The sequence below is a fragment of the Clostridium sp. KLE 1755 genome (genome assembly GCF_000466465.2).
Taxonomy (GTDB): Bacteria; Bacillota; Clostridia; order Lachnospirales; family Lachnospiraceae; genus Eisenbergiella; species Eisenbergiella porci.
This window is the reverse complement of sequence record NZ_KE992647.1, coordinates 1-13,165: the sequence shown is the minus strand read 5'-3', so window position 1 is coordinate 13,165 and position 13,165 is coordinate 1. Positions and strand designations below refer to the sequence as shown.

General features: G+C 48.5%; 8 protein-coding genes. 7 read left to right on the top strand and 1 reads right to left on the bottom strand.

Annotation, left to right across the window (positions count from 1 at the left end; all coding sequences use genetic code 11):
* Window positions 1-39: 39 nt before the first annotated feature.
* Window positions 40-942, bottom strand: coding sequence for a LysR family transcriptional regulator (locus tag HMPREF1548_RS01105; protein ID WP_025491282.1), 903 nt, complete (start codon window positions 940-942; stop codon window positions 40-42).
* 335 nt (window positions 943-1,277) lie between these two features.
* On the opposite strand from HMPREF1548_RS01105, the gene nifJ reads away from it, so the two are divergent.
* The 7 genes from nifJ (at window position 1,278) to HMPREF1548_RS01065 (ending at window position 13,089) form a co-directional block, all read left to right on the top strand.
* Entirely contained in the window at window positions 1,278-4,811 is a 3,534-nt protein-coding gene (nifJ, locus tag HMPREF1548_RS01100; RefSeq protein WP_021633791.1) for a pyruvate:ferredoxin (flavodoxin) oxidoreductase, read from the top strand.
* A 199-nt stretch (window positions 4,812-5,010) separates the two neighbouring features.
* Window positions 5,011-6,468, top strand: a complete 1,458-nt coding sequence (locus tag HMPREF1548_RS01095; protein ID WP_021633790.1) for a 4Fe-4S dicluster domain-containing protein — start codon at window positions 5,011-5,013, stop codon at window positions 6,466-6,468.
* 168 nt (window positions 6,469-6,636) lie between these two features.
* Entirely contained in the window at window positions 6,637-8,385 is a 1,749-nt protein-coding gene (locus HMPREF1548_RS01090; protein ID WP_021633789.1) for a sensor histidine kinase, read from the top strand.
* A gap of 127 nt (window positions 8,386-8,512) precedes the next feature.
* Complete coding sequence (locus HMPREF1548_RS01085; RefSeq protein WP_035320516.1) at window positions 8,513-9,913, top strand: ABC transporter substrate-binding protein; 1,401 nt, start codon at window positions 8,513-8,515, stop codon at window positions 9,911-9,913.
* Window positions 9,914-10,103: 190 nt separating this feature from the next.
* The gene (locus HMPREF1548_RS01080) at window positions 10,104-10,997 is read left to right on the top strand and encodes a carbohydrate ABC transporter permease (protein WP_021633786.1); all 894 of its coding nucleotides are present in this window, start codon (window positions 10,104-10,106) and stop codon (window positions 10,995-10,997) included.
* 15 nt (window positions 10,998-11,012) lie between these two features.
* Window positions 11,013-11,870 (top strand): carbohydrate ABC transporter permease, encoded by an 858-nt coding sequence (locus HMPREF1548_RS01075; protein WP_021633785.1) that lies wholly within the window; start codon window positions 11,013-11,015, stop codon window positions 11,868-11,870.
* Window positions 11,871-12,111: 241 nt separating this feature from the next.
* A complete protein-coding gene (locus tag HMPREF1548_RS01065) occupies window positions 12,112-13,089 on the top strand; it encodes a response regulator transcription factor (RefSeq protein ID WP_021633783.1) in 978 nt (325 codons plus the stop codon).
* Window positions 13,090-13,165 lie beyond the last annotated feature (76 nt).

Genomic DNA, 13,165 nt, shown 5'->3' with positions numbered 1-13,165 from the left:
CAAGGGCCCCCGGGTCTGATACCTGTATCCCTCCCCCCTCTACTGCACAGATTCCTTCAGCATTTCCAGGAAAGCGGATTCCGCCCGCGAAGGCCTGTAATCCTCCGGATAGATGAGCAGATCCGTCATTTTCCTGGGGGACCCATGGAATTTTTTCTGAACCAGGTGGTATCTGGACAGGACGGAATCAGGGACCGGGGAGACAAACATGAAGGTACCCGGCACACCGGTAAGGAAATCGAACTGGCTTCCCCGCTCGTGGATATGGATACTGTTTTCATTATGGTCGGCATCCGGGGATTCATGCAGATAGGTGCACAGGGAGGTGTCGTCGCACACGATTTCCACGGCCTGGGACAGAAGATCCTGGGTCAGCACCGAGGTCTTTGCCAGGGGATGACGTTCCGACATGATGACAACCAGCTCAAATTTATAAAGGGTTTCATAGGAAAGCTCCCGTAGCTTAAGAAGGGGGAGCAGCGTCTTTTCATACCGGTCCGGATACCGGATGATGGCCATGGACGCGCTGCGGTCGGACACATGGCTGATGGCGTCCAGCGTTCCCGTTTCATTATAATTTACCGACAGCTGCCTGCCCCTGGCGTTTTTGCTGAGAAAAGAGGTGAGCGCGCAGGTGATGTAGCTGGCGCGGGGGACGCAGATATGCAGGCTGATATTGTCCCGTTCCTCCCTGGTGCAGTAATTTTCCAGGGCCTGATACTGCTTTACGGCCCTTTTTGCCAGGGCCAGGAATTCCCGCCCCTTTTCCGTGGGAATGACGCCCCGGGAGCTGCGGGTAAAGATAGAAAACCCGATTTCCTCCTCCAGTTCCCGTATGTCGCGGCTTAAATTCGGCTGGCTGATGAACAGCTGCCTGGCTGCTCCGGTGATGGAACGGTTTTTTTCAACTTCTATTACGTATCGTAGTACATTGAGATTCATAATACAGCCTCCCATGTATATGCGTTTGTATTTCATTTTATACATTGTATACAAAATGTATCCGCTTCCGTACAATTGCCGGAAACCTGCTCTAAGCATAGCGTTTCCGGTAAAAAAAAGCAATAGAATATATAAAAAAATATATAACTGTCATATAAAAACAGTATACCCATGCGGAGCATGTTAGATGTATAATATTGAATATCAATAAGATAAATTTTTAACAGCCCTCAAGGGGTTCCTTAAGGGCAAGTGCGTATGCATGCGTTTGATTACGTCCGCATATGCATTGTAAAAATTTAATTATCTATAAAGGATAAGAAAGGAAGGTTTTTATGGCAAGGAAAATGAAAACCATGGATGGTAACCATGCAGCAGCGCATGCGTCATACGCATTTACCGATGTTGCGGCTATCTATCCTATTACCCCTTCATCACCTATGGCAGAAGCTACTGATGAATGGGCAACCGCAGACAGAAAGAATATGTTCGGACAGATCGTGCATATTACCGAGATGCAGTCCGAAGCAGGTGCGGCAGGTGCCGTACACGGATCTCTGGCAGCTGGTGCTCTGACAACCACTTATACGGCATCTCAGGGTCTGCTTCTTATGATTCCGAACCTTTACAAGATTGCCGGCGAGCAGCTCCCCGGTGTATTCAACGTTTCCGCAAGAGCTATCGCTTCTCACGCACTGAGCATTTTCGGAGATCATTCCGACGTTTATGCATGCCGTCAGACAGGCTGCGCTATGCTCTGCGAAAGCAGCGTTCAGGAAGTTATGGACCTGACAGCAGTGGCACATCTGGCTGCTATCAAGGGAAGCATTCCTTTCATCAACTTCTTCGACGGATTCCGTACCTCCCATGAGATCCAGAAGATCGAGACATGGGATTATGAAGATCTGAAGGATATGGTGGATATGGACGCAGTTGACGCTTTCCGTAAGCGTGCCCTGAATCCCAACCATCCCTGCCAGAGAGGTTCTGCACAGAACCCTGATATCTTCTTCCAGGCAAGAGAAGCAAGCAACCCTTATTATGATGCTCTTCCCGGAATTGTTCAGGACTACATGGACAAGGTTAATGAGAAGATTGGAACAGATTACAAGCTGTTCAACTACTACGGCGCTCCGGATGCTGAGCACGTAATCGTAGCTATGGGTTCCGTAAATGATACCATTGAAGAAACCATCGACTATATGATTAAGACAACAGGCGCCAAGGTTGGTGTTGTTAAGGTTCGCCTTTACAGACCTTTCTGCGCAGACGCTCTTATCGGGGCAATTCCCGAAACCGTAAAGCAGATCACCGTACTGGACAGAACAAAAGAGCCCGGTGCACAGGGTGAGCCTCTTTACCTGGATGTAGTAGCTGCCCTGAAGGGCTCCAAGTTCGATTCCGTTCCGGTATTTACAGGACGTTACGGACTGGGTTCCAAGGATACAACTCCTGCACAGATCGTTGCAATTTACGGCAACACCGAAAAGAAGAAATTCACCGTTGGTATCGAAGACGATGTAACCAATCTGTCCCTGAAGCTGGGCGCTGAGCTGGTTACCACTCCCGAAGGAACAACCAACTGTAAATTCTGGGGTCTGGGCGCAGACGGTACCGTAGGTGCCAACAAGAACTCCATTAAGATTATCGGCGACAACACCGACATGTATGCACAGGCATATTTTGACTATGACTCCAAGAAGTCCGGCGGTGTTACTATGTCCCACTTACGTTTCGGACATAAGAAGATTAAATCAACATATCTGATCCGTCAGGCTAACTTCGTAGCATGCCACAATCCTGCGTATGTACGTAAGTACAACATGGTTCAGGAGCTGGTTGACGGCGGTACCTTCCTGCTGAACTGCGCATGGAATGCAGAAGAGCTGGAGAAGCATCTGCCCGGACAGGTGAAGAAATTCATCGCTGAGCACAACATCAACTTCTACACCATCGACGGTGTTAAGATTGGTATTGAAACAGGCATGGGCCCCACACGTATCAACACAATCCTTCAGTCCGCATTCTTTGAACTGACCGGAATCATTCCTGCTGAGAAGGCAAACGAACTGATGAAGGCTGCTGCAAAGGCTACCTACGGACGTAAGGGCGAAGATGTTGTTATGAAGAACTGGGCAGCTATCGATGCCGGCGCCAAGGGCGTTGTTAAGGTAGAAGTTCCTGAAAGCTGGAAGAACTGCGAAGACGAAGGCCTTGATTATGCAGTAGTAAGCGGCGACAGAAAAGACGTTGTTGATTTCGTTAACAATATCCAGACCAAGGTAAGCGCACAGGAAGGTAATACCCTGCCTGTATCCGCATTCAAGGATTATGTGGACGGTTCCACACCTTCCGGATCCTCCGCTTACGAGAAGAGAGGTATTGCGGTTAACGTTCCTACCTGGGATCCTACCAAGTGTATCCAGTGTAACTTCTGTTCCTATGTATGTCCTCATGCAGTAATCCGTCCTGTTGTTATGACAGAGGAAGAACTGGCTAAGGCTCCTGAAGGAATGAAGGCTCTTGATATGACAGGAATGCCCGGAAAGAAATTTGCGGTTTCCGTATCTGTACTTGACTGTACAGGATGTGGTTCCTGCGCTAACGTATGTCCTGGTATGAGAGGCGAGAAGGCTCTGAGCATGTCTCCTCTTGAAACCCAGCTGGCACAGCAGGAAATCTTCAACTATGGACAGACCGTTTCCGAGAAGCCCGAAGTACTTGAGAAATTCAAAGAAACAACCGTTAAGGGATCTCAGTTCAAACAGCCTCTGCTTGAGTTCTCCGGAGCCTGCGCAGGATGCGGCGAGACACCTTACGCTAAACTGATTACACAGCTGTTCGGCGACAGAATGTATATTGCCAACGCTACAGGATGTTCTTCTATCTGGGGTAACTCCTCACCGAGTACACCTTATACCGTAAACAAAGAAGGCAAGGGACCCGCTTGGGACAACTCCCTGTTTGAAGACAATGCTGAGTTTGGTATGGGTATGCTGCTTGCCCAGAACGCTATCAGAGGCGGACTGAAGGCTAAGGTTGAAGACGTTCTTGCCAATACCGATGACGAAGCTGTTAAGGCTGTTTGCCAGGAGTACCTGGATACCTACAACTGCGGCGTTACCAACGGACCTGCAACCGACAAGCTGGTAGCGGCTCTGGAAGGCAAAGACTGCGGCGTATGCCAGGATATCGTTAAGAACAAAGACTTCCTCTCCAAGAAATCCCAGTGGGTATTCGGCGGTGATGGATGGGCATATGATATCGGATTCGGCGGTGTTGACCATATCCTCGCCAGCGGAAAAGATATCAATGTAATGGTATTCAATACCGAAGTTTATTCCAATACAGGCGGACAGGCTTCCAAGGCTACACCTACCGGCGCTGTTGCACAGTTCGCAGCCGGCGGTAAAGAAGTGAAGCAGAAAGACCTGGCAAGCATTGCAATGAGTTATGGTTATGTATATGTAGCACAGATTTCCATGGGTGCTGATTACAACCAGACTGTTAAGGCTATTGCTGAAGCAGAAGCTTATCCGGGACCTTCCCTGATCATCGCTTACGCTCCTTGTATCAACCATGGTATCAAGAAGGGCATGAGCAAGGCTCAGACAGAAGAGAAGCTGGCTGTAGAGACCGGCTACTGGAATCTGTTCCGTTTCAACCCTGCTGCAGAGAAGAAATTCGTTGTTGACAGCAAGGCTCCGACCAAGGAATTCCAGGAATTCATCGGCGGTGAAGTAAGATACACCTCCCTGGCGCTGAAGGATGCTGAAAAGGCTGCAAGACTGCAGGCTCAGGCTGCTGAAAACGCTAAGGAAAGATATGATTATCTGCAGAAGCTGCAGGTTCTGTACGGAGATAACTAATCAATATACCTCTGTGAAAGGTATATTGCGCCGGACGGGGCGGGAGCCGCAGGGCTCCCGGCCACCCCGGTAAGGCGCCGTACAACTTTACTTTTTGCTAAAAATATAAGCTGGCTTGGGATTTGTCTCAAATCCAGCTTTGTTTTTAAATGTACCAGTTAATTTTTTAACAATCAGGAAAGAGGATAAACACAAAAGTATGGGTATAGTATCTGATGACGCTACCATCTTAAAGATTAAGCACGAGGTGCTCACGGAAGTTGCCAAGCTGGCCTTTGCCGGTGAGCTGGATGAAAAAAAAGAGAATATTCCCTATGAAATGATTCCCGGTCCCGAGGCGCATTTCCGCTGCTGTATTTACAAGGAACGTGAAATCATCCGTCAGAGAGTAAGGCTGGCCGAGGGCAAGTGCCCCGGCAACAGAGAAAGCAGCAACATTGTACAGGTTATCAACTCAGCCTGTGAGGAATGTCCCATCTCCTCCGGCTATGTGGTAACCGACCTCTGCCAGGGCTGTCTTGCAAAATCCTGTAAGCAGTCATGTAATTTCGGCGCGATTACCATTGGAAATGATCGTTCCTACATCGATCCCGAAAAATGTAAGAGCTGCGGTAAATGTGCGCAGGCATGTTCCTATTCTGCTATCGTTAAAATCCAGAGGCCCTGTATGAAGAGCTGCCCTGTCAGTGCAATCACCATGGATGAGCACGGCGTATGCCAGATCGACGAATCCAAGTGTATCCAGTGCGGGCAGTGTATCCATAATTGTCCTTTCGGAGCGATTGCTTCCAAGACCAGTATCGTAGACATAATTAACGCAATCCGTGAAGGCAAAAAGGTAGTTGCCATGCTGGCACCTGCCGGCGAAGGCCAGTTCGGTGAGAACATCACCATGGCAAGCTGGAGAACAGCGATGAAGAAGCTGGGATTTGCCGATTTTGTTGAAGTAGGCCTGGGCGGCGATATGACCGCTGCATTTGAGGCAGAGGAATGGGCGGAGAGCTTTAAGGAAGGTAAGAAAATGACTACCTCCTGCTGTCCTGCATTTGTAAATTATATTAAAAAGCATTTCCCGGAACTGGTTGGAAACATTTCCACTACCGTTTCCCCGATGTGCGCAGTATCCAGAATGCTGAAAGCAAAGGATCCGGAAACCGTTACCGTATTTATCGGGCCCTGCATTGCCAAGAAATCCGAAGCGCAGGACAAGAGCATTGAAGGAAATGCGGACTTCGTACTTACCTTCGGTGAGATCCGCGCCATGATGCGTGCAAAGGGCGTTGAGCTGGAGCCCGAAGAGAACACCAGCCAGGAAGCAAGCGTATTCGGAAAGCGTTTCGGCAATGGCGGCGGCGTTACGGAAGCTGTTGTGGAATGCCTGAAGGAAAGCGGCGAGAGCACGGATATCAAGGTGGCAAGGTGCAGCGGTATTGCGGAATGCAAGAAGGCGCTGATGCTGTTCAAGCTGGGCAAGCTGCCTGAGGACTTCATTGAAGGCATGATCTGTGAAGGAGGCTGTGTCGGAGGACCCAGCCGCCATAAAGCAGCGATGACTGCCAAGAAGGACAGGGATAAACTGATTTCACAGGCAGACGCCAGAGGCGTTCATGAGAATCTGAAAAATTATGATATGGATTCCTTCTCCATGCATCGTTAAAAGCTGACGAAGCACAGGAACCGGCTGCCGCAGGGCGGCAGGGCCTGTACGCCGGCAATGCCTCCGGGGCAGACGAAAATGGAGTGAGAGTTTACAGGAACGATAGTGTTCAGAAAGGAGCCGGTAGTTTACTGGCTCCTTTCTTCATACTACCATGAGGGGGAGACAATGAAACAGATATGGAAACCACACCGCCTTTCGGGAAAAAAGAGGCAGCCCGCGCAGCTGAAATGGAGCATGACCATTCTGATGCTGATGTGCTGGCTTCTGCCGCTGGCTATTTTAACCATGGCCATCCTGTATTATGTGTCTAACCGGTTCTCCGTCCAGATGCAGGATAATATCGAAAAATCCATGGATACGGCGGTGGAAATATGTGAAATGCGGGTGGCCTCGGCGGTCAGGGTATCCAGAAGCGCTTCCTATATGCCGGATATCAAGGACAGCTGGAAGCGGTATCAGGAGGATCATAATGAAGTGAAGCTTTTTGAAAAGGTGACCAACTTTCTGGAGCAGATGTATCGTTATGACAGCAGCTTTTTAAGTACAATCGTTTATTTTATTGATAAGCCTGAGGATGTGTATTTTACCTACAGGAGTAATTATTATGGCAGCATCAAGGAGTTTGAGAATGAGGCACGTGATATCGTTGCTCAGGTAGCGGAGGAAATAGATACCGGTATAGGCTGTGCGACGCAGAAGGATCATCTGTATATGATCCGGAATATCATGACGCCCGCCTATGAACCGTACGCGGTTATTGTTATGGATGTTGACAAAGACAGCGTATTCCAGAGCATTGAGGGAATTCCCTGGTTTGTGGATTACGATGTGAGCATAGATGGACAGTGGATCTGGGGAAGGGACTGGGCGGAGGATTACGCCGCCAGGGAAAGCGCAGGAAGAAGCAGCCTGTATCATGAAGGGCGTAGCAACGCATATGTAATCTGTGAGCGGAAAATGGATAATCATGTCATCCGGTATGTGGCGAAGCTTGATTATGACACCATCCATTATGAAAAAATGGCGCTCAGGTATATTACTATCCTGATGATGGCCTTTACCATACCGCTTATTTTTATTGTATTTTATTTCCTGTACAGGAATGTTACAGTGCCAGTACAGGGACTGATAGATGCGGCATCTGAAATTGAAAAGGGCCATTTCGGCGTGAAGATCGAAAAGGAGGAGAGAAGCAGGGAATTCCTTTATCTGAATAACGCGTTCAACAGCATGTCGGATAAGCTGAAGAACCAGTTTGAACAGATTTATCTGGAGGAGCTGGCGCTGCGGGATGCCAATATCATGGCACTGCAGTCCCAGATCAACCCTCATTTTCTGAACAACACGCTGGAAATCATCAACTGGGAGGCCAGAATGGAAGGGAATGAAAGGGTGAGCAGCATGATTGAGGCCCTTTCCACCATGATGGAGGCCACCATGGACAGGAAGAAGCAGCAGATGATACCTCTTTCTGAGGAAATCAGCTATGTGGAGGCTTACTGCTATATCATCAGACAGCGCTTCGGCGAGAAATTCCAGTATGAGAAGCGGATAGATCAGACGCTGATGCGCATTGAGGTTCCCCGGCTGATCATCCAGCCGATTATGGAAAATGCGGTGGAACACGGCCTGGCAGGCAGGGCGGGGAAGATTTTGCTCCGTATTTATGCGGAAGACGACAAGCTGAAAATTGAAGTCATAAACGACGGCCTTATGACCCAGGAGGACAAAAGAAAGGTGGAAGCGCTGCTGAGCGATTCGCCGGATATGGCCGAACAGCACTCCGTCAGCCTTGGCATACGCAATGTGAACAAGAGATTAAAGATAATATATGGCCCAGATTGCGGTCTGACAATCAAAAACTACAAAGAGGATCAAACAGTCAGCACAATAACAGTCAAATTGCATAAATGATTTTTGGCGCAACAGAACAATAAAAGACAAATAATCACAATAGGAATCATTAACCTTTCCGCTTGATTGTTATATGATAAGTACAGATGAAAAACAAGTCATCCAAAACGAAAGGGAGGTTTCTTACATGAAAAGAAAATTATTAGCTTGTGTATTGGCATGCACGATGGTAGCTTCACTGGCAGGCTGCGGCGGAAGCGCAAGCCAGACAGCAACAGAATCCAAACCTGCTGAAACAACAGCAGCGGAGCAGTCCCAGGCAGCTGAGAGCACAGCACCGGCAGAAGAAACAACAACAGAAGCAGCAGAGGCAGGCGCCCTGGAAGTAAAGAGCGGAATCACCCTGAATGTAACAACAACCTTTGCAGGCGAGGAAAGCAACGTCCAGAACTATCAGGATGCGGTTAAGAGATGGGAAGACAAATACGGCTGCAGCGTGGCAGACTCCTCAGGAAGCGCAGATGAAACCTTTAAGTCCCGTGTTATCTCAGACTTCGAAGCCGGCGCAGAACCCGATGTACTGTTCTACTTCAACGGAAACGACTCCAACCCGTTTGTAGAGGCTGGCAAGGTTGTAACCATTGATGAAATCCGTTCCGTATATCCTGATTATGCATCCAACATGAAGGACGAAATGATTCCTGCATGTCCTGCAGACAATAAGAAATACGCAGTTCCTTTTTACGGATACTGGGAAGGCATGTTCGTAAACAAATCTGTTTGTGAGCAGGCTGGTGCAGAAATCCCCGGTGCAGACACCACATGGGAAGAATTCATGGAAATCTGCCAGAAGATTAAAGATGCAGGCTTCACACCTATCGCAGCTTCTCTGGCAAAAGAGCCTCATTACTGGTTCGAGTTTGCAGTATACAACCATGACACACCGGCCACACATGCATCCGTTCCGGCAGCTCTGGATGATGCAGCAGGAAAAGCATGGGCAGCAGGACTGGCAGATATCAAGGACGTATTTGAAAAAGGCTATTTCTCTGAAAATACCAATACCGCAGAAGCTTCTGAAGTATTCCAGAGCTTTATCGACGGCAAGTCCGCATTCTATGTAGACGGTTCCTGGAAAATGGGCGGTATTGCAGAAGCTACCGAAGATATCGATAACTTTACTGTTACATTTATCCCCGGCGCTAACGAGCGTAAATCCACAGATATCATCAGCGGACTTTCTTCAGGCTGGTATATTACCAAAAAAGCATGGGACGATCCGGATAAGCGCGCAGCAGCAGTTTCCTTCATCAGCGATATGACCACAGATGAAAACGTATCCCTGTTCGCTCAGACAGCAGCTACAGCTCTGAAGAATGGTGTTACATTGGATACCGCTTCCCTGAATTCCCTGCAGATTGACAGCCTTGATATGGTTAAGGCAGCAACCGGTGTTACCGGCGCAGCTCAGGACCTTTGCACACAGGAACAGAGAGCACCTATCTTTGACCATATGCCTGAAATCGTAACCGGCAGCGTAGCTATCGAGGACGCAATCTCTCAGGTAATTGAGAACATGAACGAGTAATTATGCGGACCTGTTTATCATACAGGACCGGTGTATAACAGCACAAGGGCCGAAGGCATTTCCTCCGGCCCTTTCATAAAGAAAATAATGATGATATGCCGTAAATAAAGAACCGTGAAAGCAATATTTTAAAAAGCCAGTCTGATTTTAGAATATCAGCGCCCGATGAAACGGGCAGAGAGGTGTTGGTATGAACAATCAACCAAATATTTATAAAAATAAAAAACCTGTCTTTTTCTTCCTTTTCCCGGCTTTCCTTTTCCTGGCGCTGTATCTGTTTTATCCTTTTTTTAAGAACATCATAAACAGCTTCCAGATAATTAAGGATTTGGGGGCGCCCGCCAAGGGCTGGAATGACCCGATTTACAAGAATTATGCAAAGCTTTTTACCGATAAAAATATGGCAATTGCCATGAAGAACACACTTATCATGATAGTGGTAACATTGCTCGGCCAGGTAGGGATCGCATTGATTCTTTCCCTGATGGTAGACAATATCAAGAGGGGAGCAAAATTTTTCCGAATCGTTTACTTTTTCCCCATTGTGGTATCTGCTACCGCACTCGGCCTTCTGTTCAACCTGATTTTCCTGTATGACAAAGGTATGCTGAATCAGTTCCTGGGAATGTTCGGAGTAACGGAGCTTACGGACTGGAAGGATTCGGCCCACGCGATGGTGACTATGATGGTTCCGGTTATGTGGCAGTATGTAGGCTTCTATTTTATCATTCTGCTGACGGGCCTTAACAATATTTCAGATGAGCTGTATGAGTCTGCGTCAATCGACGGAGCCACTGCCTGGCAGAGAGTAAGGTATATTTCCCTTCCCCTGCTCCACAATGTTATCTGCACCTGCAGCGTCCTGGCTGTAACGGGTGCGCTGAAGGTATTCGACCTGCCCTGGACGATGCTGCCCAACGGCATGCCGATGGGCGAGACCTGGCTGACCGGTACATACATGTACTACTGGGCTTTCCAGGGCAAGGACATTGACTACAGCTGTACGGTTGCAATCGTTATCGTAGTGCTCGGCATCCTGCTTTCCAAGGTTGTCAACATGATTTTCAAAGAAAAAGATTATTAGGAAGGGGTATACAAAATGAAAAAGAAGAAATTTTCCGTAGGGCTGCTGTTTGTATATCTGGTCCTGGTTATCTGGGCGCTGACCACAATTTATCCGCTGATTTGGGTTGTCATGAACTCCTTCAAGGATAAAAAACAGATAGTATCCAACTCCTTTTCATTCCCTGTGGGCGCGCTGTTCACACTGGATAATTATGAGAAGGCAATCAATAAATTCAGTATTTTTACCGCTTACAGAAACAGCCTGCTGATTTCCTGTACGGTGGCCGCAGTGGTTATCCTGTTTGCAGGGCTTGCCTCCTATGCGCTAGTCCGCTATAAGTTCAAAGGCAGCGGACTGATGAACAGCCTGGTTATCGCAGCCATGATGTTCCCTGTATTTGCAACGATTATTCCCGTATTCCGTATGGAATCCAGCTGGCACATCGTTAATACCAACAACCTCTGGCTTGCGCTGTTATCCTGTGCACTGCCGCAGATAGCAGGAAACCTGGCCTTTGCCATCGTGGTGCTCTCCGGCTACATCAAGGGGCTGCCGGTGGAGCTGGAGGAAGCGGCCTACATGGAAGGCTGCAACGCTTACCAGATTTTCTTCAAGGTAATTATGCCGCTGACAAAACCCTCCTTTGCCACGGTTGGTATTTTCAGCTTCCTTTGGAGCTACAACGACCTGTTTACCCAGACCTTCTTCCTGCGTTTCCCTGCGCACTGGGCAATTACCAGACTGCTGAATGAAATCTCCGGCAGACAGGGTACGGATTATGGCCTGATGGCAGCCGCGGTTTCCCTGATTGTTGTTCCGTTGATTATCGTTTATGTATGCCTGCAGAAATACATCATCAAGGGCATGACCGCAGGAGCCATTAAGGGATAATGCGCAGAAGCTTTTGCTTCGCCTTTCCCGGAGGGATTCCGGAAAAACAAAAATGAAACAGTTCGGTTGCCCGAATTACAGCAAAATAATAAAAAAACGGAAAGTGTCTGTCGGCAGGACACTTTCCGTTTTTGGCCGTATATGTTATAATGAAAAAATGTTGAAACTGTTTTAGCAGTTCAGCCTTCGGCAGCATTGTAACTGAAATACTGAAAGTACATGACACAGGGGGATAATTCGTATGTACAAGGTGGCGATTGTGGATGATGAACCAGTTATTGTGAGGGGACTTACAATGACGATTCAATGGGAAAAGTACAACTGCCGGGTGGTGGGGACCGCCGGCGACGGACAGGAAGGGATGAAGCTGATCCGGGAAAAGAGGCCGGATATCCTCATTTCCGATATCTGTATGCCCGGGATTGACGGCCTGACGATGATTGCAGGCATGAAATCGGAGTTCGGACCTATGCAGATAACCATCCTCACAGGCTTCCGCGATTTTGACTATGCCCAGCAGGCTATCCGCCTGGGTGTAACAAGATTCCTGCTCAAGCCCTCCAAAATGGATGAACTGGACGAAGCGATCCGCGTCATGATAGAGAACCTGCAGCGACAGGGAATCATGGGTACAGACGGAGAATCAGAAAACTGCGGAAACACTGGAAAGACCGGAAACGCTGGAGACACTGAAGGCGGCGGAAATACAGGGAGCACGGGAAATGCCGACGGAAAAGGCCCCACAGGACAAAGCGCAGAAAATGCACCGGAATACCCGGCAATAAAAGATACTGCTTCAAAAGGCGCCGCCCAAACCGCTCCCGGCAATGAACCGTCCGATAAAGACGCCGCCGGGGAAGACAGGGAAGCCGGAGAGACAGACAGCCCTGCAAGCTGCTTTATCGTAAAAAATGCATTAGCCTACATAGAAGAAAATTACAGAGAAAAACTGAAGCTCTCCGATGTGGCTGATCAGATATATGTCAGCCAGTGGCACCTGAGCAAGCTGCTGAACAAACATACGGGCCAGAATTTCTCTGAAATACTCAATAACATCAGAATCGAAAAGGCAAAAGAACTGCTTAAGGACCCATCACTGCGCATCGGTGATATTGCGGAAGAAGTGGGCTTTCTGGATATGGCCCATTTTTCCAGGGTATTCAAGAAACAGGCAGGAATTTCCGCCAACGAATACCGCAACACTATCCTGGGTAGGTAGTGGGGCGGACGGGGAATCTGAGCGTGGCTTTCCGGCTTTAGGCAGAGGGGAGGGGCTGTGGTTTTGGCCCTTGGGC

Bases quoted from the DNA above. Each gene is read 5' to 3' on its own strand.
- HMPREF1548_RS01085 (WP_035320516.1), top strand. From the start codon at position 8,513: ATGAAAAGAAAATTATTAGCTTGTGTATTGGCATGCACGATGGTAGCT.
- HMPREF1548_RS01090 (WP_021633789.1), top strand. From the start codon at position 6,637: ATGAAACAGATATGGAAACCACACCGCCTTTCGGGAAAAAAGAGGCAG.
- HMPREF1548_RS01075 (WP_021633785.1), top strand. From the start codon at position 11,013: ATGAAAAAGAAGAAATTTTCCGTAGGGCTGCTGTTTGTATATCTGGTC.
- HMPREF1548_RS01065 (WP_021633783.1), top strand. From the start codon at position 12,112: ATGTACAAGGTGGCGATTGTGGATGATGAACCAGTTATTGTGAGGGGA.
- HMPREF1548_RS01095 (WP_021633790.1), top strand. From the start codon at position 5,011: ATGGGTATAGTATCTGATGACGCTACCATCTTAAAGATTAAGCACGAG.
- nifJ (WP_021633791.1), top strand. From the start codon at position 1,278: ATGGCAAGGAAAATGAAAACCATGGATGGTAACCATGCAGCAGCGCAT.
- HMPREF1548_RS01080 (WP_021633786.1), top strand. From the start codon at position 10,104: ATGAACAATCAACCAAATATTTATAAAAATAAAAAACCTGTCTTTTTC.
- HMPREF1548_RS01105 (WP_025491282.1), bottom strand. From the start codon at position 942: ATGAATCTCAATGTACTACGATACGTAATAGAAGTTGAAAAAAACCGT.